This is a genomic window from uncultured Demequina sp. (assembly GCF_913055775.1).
In the GTDB taxonomy this organism is placed as follows: Bacteria; Actinomycetota; Actinomycetes; order Actinomycetales; family Demequinaceae; genus Demequina.
The window spans coordinates 1-4573 of sequence record NZ_CAJXJX010000168.1 but is presented as its reverse complement, the minus strand read 5'-3'; the positions used below and the strand labels follow the sequence as shown (position 1 = coordinate 4573).

At 72.2% G+C, this 4573-nt stretch carries 5 protein-coding genes and 1 pseudogene; 5 read left to right on the top strand and 1 reads right to left on the bottom strand.

Annotation, left to right across the window (positions count from 1 at the left end):
* Positions 1–13: 13 nt before the first annotated feature.
* The 5 genes and pseudogenes from QZ483_RS13630 to QZ483_RS12820 form a co-directional block, all read left to right on the top strand.
* Positions 14–322: pseudogene (locus tag QZ483_RS13630) on the top strand (NAD-dependent dehydratase); the annotation flags it as partial.
* 283 nt (positions 323–605) lie between these two features.
* On the top strand, positions 606–914 hold the full coding sequence (locus QZ483_RS12835) for a hypothetical protein (RefSeq protein WP_297084625.1): 309 nt from the start codon (positions 606–608) through the stop codon (positions 912–914).
* The gene (locus QZ483_RS12830) at positions 911–1528 is read left to right on the top strand and encodes a hypothetical protein (RefSeq protein WP_297084623.1); all 618 of its coding nucleotides are present in this window, start codon (positions 911–913) and stop codon (positions 1526–1528) included. The genes QZ483_RS12835 and QZ483_RS12830 overlap by 4 nt, the downstream gene beginning before the upstream one ends.
* A 45-nt stretch (positions 1529–1573) precedes the next feature.
* Entirely contained in the window at positions 1574–2575 is a 1002-nt protein-coding gene (locus QZ483_RS12825; protein WP_297084621.1) for a zinc-binding alcohol dehydrogenase family protein, read from the top strand.
* 70 nt (positions 2576–2645) lie between these two features.
* The gene (locus tag QZ483_RS12820) at positions 2646–3335 is read left to right on the top strand and encodes a hypothetical protein (protein WP_297084618.1); all 690 of its coding nucleotides are present in this window, start codon (positions 2646–2648) and stop codon (positions 3333–3335) included.
* A gap of 28 nt (positions 3336–3363) precedes the next feature.
* Here the strand turns inward: QZ483_RS12820 and QZ483_RS12815 are convergent.
* Positions 3364–4573, bottom strand: a 1210-nt coding sequence (locus tag QZ483_RS12815; protein ID WP_297084613.1) for an MFS transporter, incomplete at its 5' end; no start/stop codon positions are given.

Below are 4573 nucleotides of genomic sequence, written 5' to 3'. Positions count from 1 at the left end.
GGAGGGCGCGCGCGTGATCCACGCCGATGCGCACGATGCTCAGGCCCTCCGCGAGGCCGTGGCGGCCGATGTCGCCGCGCACGGCGAGTACGACGCCGTGGTCCAGTGGATCTGCTTCACCCCCGACCACGTGGCCGCAGACATCGAGACGTTTGACGGCCTCACCCGGCAGTACGTGTTCATCTCCTCGGCGAGCGCGTACGAGACCCCGCCCTCGCACTACGTGGTCCGCGAGGACACGACGCCGCTGTCGAACCCGTACTGGCAGTACAGCCGGGACAAGGCCGCCTGCGAGCAGGTGCTGCGCGACGCCGGCGCCGCGACCGGCTTCCCGTTCACCATCGTGCGGCCGTCGCACACCTACGGCTACTCGGACATCATCTTCGGGATCACGTCGTGGTCGCACCCGTGGACCATCGTCGAGCGGCTCAGGCGCGGCGGCAAGGTGCTCGTGCACGGCGACCGTCACCGATCACCGCGACTTTGCGGTCGGGCTCGTCGGACTCCTCGGCAACCCGGCTGCGATCGGCGAGGATTTCCACATCACGGGCGACGACGTCCTGTCGTGGAACCAGATCCACGGCTATGTCGCCGACGCCGCGGGAGTGTCGCGCGACGCGCTCGAGGCGCAGACCGTATACGTGCCCACCGAGGTCCTGATCCGCTTCGACCGCGACGCCTTCGAGGGGCCGATCAAGGGCGACAAGATGAACGCGGGCGTGTTCGACACATCGAAGCTGCGCAGCGCGGTCCCCGACTTCGACACACGTCACTGGTTCCGCGACACCATCCACGAGTCCGTGGCGTGGTTCGAGGCCGACGAGGCGCGCCGCAGCATCGACGCGGACGCCGAGGCCCTGTGGGACTCGATCACCGACCGGTACACGCGCGCGATCGACGGCATCGTCCCGTGAGGCTGCGCCGCCGCTCCGTGACCGTGGTCCCCAGCGACGCGGCGATCCTCAACGCCGCCGTGGACGTCCTGGGCGCGGACCCTCACGCCAGTCTCGAGCGCGTGGCGACGGCGGCGCGCACCGACGCACGCACCGTGCGGTCGCGCTACCCGACCCGGGACTCGCTGATCCAGGCGGTCGTGCTGCGCGGAGCTCGCAGGATCGCCGATGCGGCGGTGCTCGAGGACGGGACTCCGCCCGAGCAGGTCGGCCTGCTCGTCGGCCGCCTGTGGGACGACCAGGCGCCGGTCGCCCCGTTCACGGCCATGTGGATGCGCTCGGACATGCGCCCCGAGGTCGAGCGCGCGCTGGATCCGGTGCGGTTGCTGCTTGCCGATGCCGTCGCCCGAGGCGCGGCGACCCACGGCATGCGGCTCGACGTCCCCGAGACCACCGTGGCGTGGCTGGTCGAGCACGCCGTCCTGACGTGCCTCGCCGGTGTCGCGGACGGCGCGGTCGCACGCGACGCCGGCCGTCGCCTCGCGGTCACCCATGCGCTCACCGCCACGGGCCTCGCGTGGGAGGTTGCCGCGCACACCGCCGACGCGATCGAGGCTCGCCTGGGCCCCGGGTAGGCGCCCGCCCCACCGCCGACCACACCGGACATCGAAGGAGATCCCATGCACGCCATCGCCGCATTCGAGCCGCTGCCCATCGACGACCCGGCGTCCCTGCAGGACGTCGACCTGCCCGACCCCACGCCCCGGCCCGCCGACCTGCTGATCCGCGTCGACGCCGTGTCCGTCAACCCGGTGGACGTCAAGAAGCGGCGCGGGGGCTACGGCCGCGGCGTGCCCGCGGGTGAGCCCCGGGTGCTGGGATACGACGGTTCCGGCACCATCGTGGGCCTCGGCGACGAGGTCGAGGGCTTCGAGGTCGGCGACGAGGTCTGGTGGGCTGGCGATGCGACGCGCGACGGGTCGAACGCGGACCTGCAGGCCGTCGACCATCGGATCGTGGCCCGCCGGCCCGCCTCGGTGAGCGCCACCGAGGCGGCGTCGCTGCCGCTCACGGCCCTGACGGCGTGGGAGGGGCTGTTCGACCACCTGCGGCTCAACCGCGAGGACGCGGGGACCCTGCTGATCGTGGGCGGCGCGGGCGGCGTGGGCTCGATCCTCACCCAGATCGCCAAGCGCCTCACCGGCCTGCGGGTGATCGCCACGGCGTCGCGAGAGGAGTCGGCGTCCTGGTGCCGCCGGCTGGGGGCCGATGCGGTCGTGGACCACGCGGACCTCGTGGAGGCGGTCACGGCGCTGGCTCCCGCGGGCATCGAGTACGTGTTCTCGTCGTACACCCCGGGCAACATCCGCGCCTACGCGAAGCTGCTCAAGCCTTTCGGCCACGTGGTGTCGATCGACGGCACCGGCGAGGACCTGCAGCCGCTGTTCGCCAAGTCCGCATCGATGCACTGGGAGTACATGTTCGCGCGGGCCCGCTGGGGCGCCTGGGACATCGCGGAGCAGGGGCGCATCCTGGCGACTGTCGCCGACATGGTCGACGCGGGGGACATCGTGCCGACGACAAGCCAGCGGATCGGCGACTTCTCGGCCGCCGGCCTGCGCGAGGCACACCGGCTCGTCGAGGGCGGCACCATGATCGGCAAGGTCGTCGTCCACCGCTGAGCCGACGAGCGAGCGACCCGCCGGCGCCCGGCACTTGGGCCGCGCGCGGGTCTATGGAACACTCCGGGGCATGACGCCCCGACTCACGATTCCCGTGCTCTGCCTGGCCTTTCTCGTCGCGGGGTGTCGCGATAGCGCCAGTGGCGAGCCCGCGGAGGAGGGCTCGCAGCCGGCGGCCGAGAGCGCCTCCCCCGCTGCGGATGCCGGCACGTCTGATGAGGACGCGACCGCCGACGGGGACGCGACCGCCGACGGGGACGCGACTGGTGACGGGGATGCGACCGCGGGCGGGGGCCTGTTCTGCGCCAGCGCGGAGTCGGGAGCGCAAGCCGTCCGCGCGCTGCTGGACGCCACGGACCTCAAGAGCGCCGAGACGGGCAAGGAGGACGACTCGGGCGACGTGGCCGTCATGAACGCCCAGGGCGCGATCATGGTCGAGTCGATCGCCGCGTCCGTGGAGCACTGGCACGACGCCCAGGCGGCCCTCGACGCTGGCACATGGAACGACGCGGGTGCGGCCGTCACGACGGCGGTGATGGACGCGGCCATCGACGACTACGCCGCGTACCTCGAGGGCTTCGCCTCCGCCGAGGCGGAGCTGGCCGCGAGCGCCGGATCGATCGCCGAGTACGACGCCGGCATGGTCGCCGTGCTCGGTGACGCCGCGGCGCTCGAGTCCGCAGTGACGGGCGCCGCCGCGCTCGGCGAGATCCTGCTGTACACCCAGGACCGATGCGGCGTGCTGGCCGCGTTCTCGTGACGCGTGCCGCGCGGAGCGGCGAGGAGCGCTAGGACGCGCGCTCGCCCTCGCCGCCACCAGCGACGTCGCCGGATGCCTCGAAGCTCTCGTGCTCGGCGGCGAGCGACCTCGGGATGGTCCGCAGATAGGCCAGCGCGGCGACCGCGAACAGCGCGATCCCAGCGAGGGCCCCGCGCAGCGCGGTGAGCTGTGCGCGCTCGTAGGCCTCGACCACGGCCGCCGCCTCGGACGCGGGGATGCCGGCCTCGGCCGCAGCCGCCTCGACCTGAGCCGAGGACACGAAATTCGCGTTCTGCGCCAGCGCATCCTGAGCCGCGACCCGCACCTCGTCCGAGATGCCGTCGAGGTCGCCCATGGTGACCGAGAACTGCCGGACCAGCACCCCGATGAGGACCGAGCCCACGAGCGCCGTGCCCAACGACGCCCCCAGGTTTTGCGCCGTGCCCTGGAGCCCACCTGCCTCGCCGCCCTTCCCGCGCGGAGCGCTCGACATGATGACGTTGCCCAGCTGCGACGCGAGCAGGCCCAGGCCAGCCCCCACCAGCGCCAAGCCGGTCGCGAACCCGACAGACTGAAGATCCGGCCCGATGAACGCGAGCATCACGAGCTCCCCGAGCAGCATGGCGATCACGCCGAGCCGCACGATGAGGCGCGGCCGGATGCGTTTGACCAGCGCGGCGCCGAGCAGGGCGCACACGAGCAGAGCGATCGACAGCGGGAGGATCGTGACTCCGGTCGTGAAGGCGTCGAAGCCCAGCACCGTCTGCAGGTACATGGGGATGATGAAGAACGTGCCCATCACCATGAACTGCTGGGCCGCGAACATGATGAGCCCGGCGCGCAGCGGCGTGACGGTCAGCAGGTCCATGTCGATCAGGGGCTCTCCGCCGGCGGCCTTGAGCCGGCGCTCGTGCCGGGCGAGCGCCAGCAGCAGGAAGACGCTCACGATCAGCAGCCACAGGGTCGGGGATAGACCCAGCGGGGCGACCTCGGTGTCGCCCACGCTGGGCACGTTCGGCCCGGGCAGCACCCACCCCCACTGGCTCGAGCGCAGCACCGCGAATACCCCGAGCCCGAGGCCGGTGATCGACAGCAGCACGCCGCGCCCGTCGAGGCTGGCGTTCCTGCGGGCGGTGGCCGGGATGAGTCCCACGAACAGCAGCAGGATCACGACCACGACGGCTTCGCCCGCGAACACCCATCGCCACGATGCCACCGTGCCGACCCACCCGCCGATG

What these genes read in the sequence shown, in the direction of transcription:
- QZ483_RS12825 (WP_297084621.1), top strand. Translation starts at nt 1,574, where the DNA reads ATGCACGCCATCGCCGCATTCGAGCCGCTGCCCATCGACGACCCGGCG.
- QZ483_RS12820 (WP_297084618.1), top strand. Translation starts at nt 2,646, where the DNA reads ATGACGCCCCGACTCACGATTCCCGTGCTCTGCCTGGCCTTTCTCGTC.